This is a genomic window from Thalassospira sp. UBA848 (assembly GCF_002295455.1).
Classification (GTDB): Bacteria; Pseudomonadota; Alphaproteobacteria; order Rhodospirillales; family Thalassospiraceae; genus Thalassospira.
Genome location: NZ_DBGS01000002.1, coordinates 1 through 2,103 on the forward strand (window position 1 = coordinate 1; position 2,103 = coordinate 2,103).

3 protein-coding genes are annotated in these 2,103 nt (G+C 56.7%); 2 read left to right on the forward strand and 1 reads right to left on the reverse strand.

Translation table 11 applies throughout. The features are described 5' to 3' along the window. Positions 1–1,111 (forward strand): 3'-5' exonuclease (locus tag B2R48_RS00095; RefSeq protein ID WP_296996229.1); only part of this gene is annotated, 1,111 nt, incomplete at its 5' end. 163 nt (positions 1,112–1,274) lie between these two features. Next, entirely contained in the window at positions 1,275–1,595 is a 321-nt protein-coding gene (gene trxA / locus B2R48_RS00100; RefSeq protein ID WP_008888557.1) for a thioredoxin TrxA, read from the forward strand. A 76-nt stretch (positions 1,596–1,671) separates the two neighbouring features. Here trxA and B2R48_RS00105 read toward each other — a convergent pair. After that, positions 1,672–2,103: methyl-accepting chemotaxis protein (locus B2R48_RS00105; RefSeq protein WP_296996233.1), on the reverse strand; the 432-nt coding region annotated here is incomplete at its 5' end.

Genomic DNA, 2,103 nt, shown 5'->3' on the forward strand with positions numbered 1-2,103 from the left:
GCGTGACCTTGAACAAAGCGGGCGTGATGAAGTCCGCATCATGACCGTGCATGGTGCCAAGGGGCTTCAGGCCCCCATTGTGTTCCTGCCCGATACCATGCAGGTGCCGACACAGGCCCCGAACCTGTTTTGGCAGGAAGATCGCAACCTGATGTTCTGGTTGCCGCGCGTGGCGCTTGAAACCGATCTTGTTGCGCGCCTGCGCGATGACATCGCGCTCAAACGCGATCAGGAATATAACCGCCTGCTGTATGTCGCCCTGACACGTGCAGAAGATCGGCTTTACATCTGTGGCTGGCAGGGGCGACGCAAGGCGCCAGAGCATTGCTGGTACAATCTGTGTAGCCAAGCGATGGAAGGCTACGCCAAACCGGCCCAGATTGATCTTTCGACCTATTCCGCTTCGGGTTGGGACGGGGAAGGCTGGATATGGGAAACCGATCAAAGTCAGGCCCCAAAGCCTGATCGTACGGATGATGTTACGGACTCGCAACAATCGACCAAACGCCATCTGATCCGGGCTGTCGCGCCAACTGAATCCTTCCCGCCCAAACCGCTGGCACCCAGCCGCATGATTGAGGAGGACGAGGTTCACCAGTCACCGCTTGGCGGAGATCAGGGACAAAGCTTCAAGCGTGGTCTTCTGATCCATAAGCTTTTGGAACTTCTGCCGGATCTGCCCGAGCAGGCCCGTCGCAAGGCTGCGGAACGTTTCCTTGCCCAGCCGATCCATGCGCTTGATCCCGATCAGCAGATCGAAATCGCCAATGAAACGCTGGGCATATTCGATAACCCGGCCTTTGCCCCGGTGTTTGCACCCGGATCACGGGCAGAGGTGCCGCTTGTCGGCATTGTCGGCGGGGATGTAGTTTCCGCCCAGATTGACCGGCTTGTCGTTCGCGATGACGAAGTGATGATTGTCGATTACAAGACCAATCGACCGCCACCACGCGATGTTGAAGATACGCCGCGTGCCTATCGCCGCCAGATGTCGATTTACCGCGCGGCACTTGCGCAGATGTATCCAGGCAAGACGGTCAGGTGTTTCATTCTTTGGACCAACGGGCCGTGGATGGTGGAGCTGCCTGAACATATTCTGACATTTGGCTGACGGAACCGACTCCGGGCGTGACAAGGCTTGGCGCCGTGCAGTTTCTTTGGGCAGGCCCAATGCGCTTGACGTTTGCGTCGGTGCTGCCTACCTTGGCCTCATAAAGCGGATCGAGGTTTGCGGGTTCGCCCGCCTTGCCTCGTAACAACTAGGATCTGAAAGTATGACCACGATTAAAGTTTCCGACGGTTCGTTCGATACCGACGTTCTGGGTTCCAACGACCCGGTTTTGGTCGATTTCTGGGCTGAGTGGTGCGGTCCGTGCAAACAGATTGCCCCATATCTCGATGAAATCGCTGGTGAACTGGGCGGCAAGCTCAAGATCGCCAAGGTGAATATCGACGAAAACCCGAACACCCCGGCCAAATACGGTGTTCGTGGCATTCCGACCCTGATGATCTTTAAGGGCGGCGAAGTCGCGGCGATGAAAGTCGGTGCACTGCCGAAAAGCGCCCTTGTTGACTGGATCAACCAGTCGATCTGATCTTTGTCGGATCAATGAACTAAAAAAAGGCGGGCTGAAATTCAGCCCGCCTTTTTTCTGTCTGCTGTGTGCGAACTCAGGCGGCCCGGATGTCTTCGAGGAACCGCTTGACCTGCGACAGAAGCGCTTGTGATTTGTCCGACAGGCTGTTGGATGCGGACAGAACTTGGCCCGATGAAACACGCTCTTCGTCTGCGGACTCGCGCAGGCCAACAACGTTATGGGCAACTTCCTTGGTACCTGCCGCTGCTTCCGAGACATTTCGGGCGATTTCACCAGTGGCGGCGTCCTGTTCGCTTACGGCCGCAGCAATACCTCCGGCAACTTCATTTAGTTCCTTCATGCGCGATGACAGATGCTCAATCGCGCCAAGTGCACCCTGAGTGCTGCTTTGGATGCCTTCAATCTGGCTGGCGATATCTTCGGTCGCACGTGTTGTCTGATTTGCCAGGTTTTTAACCTCGGCTGCGACAACCGCAAAACCCTTGCCAGCTTCACCGGCGCGGGC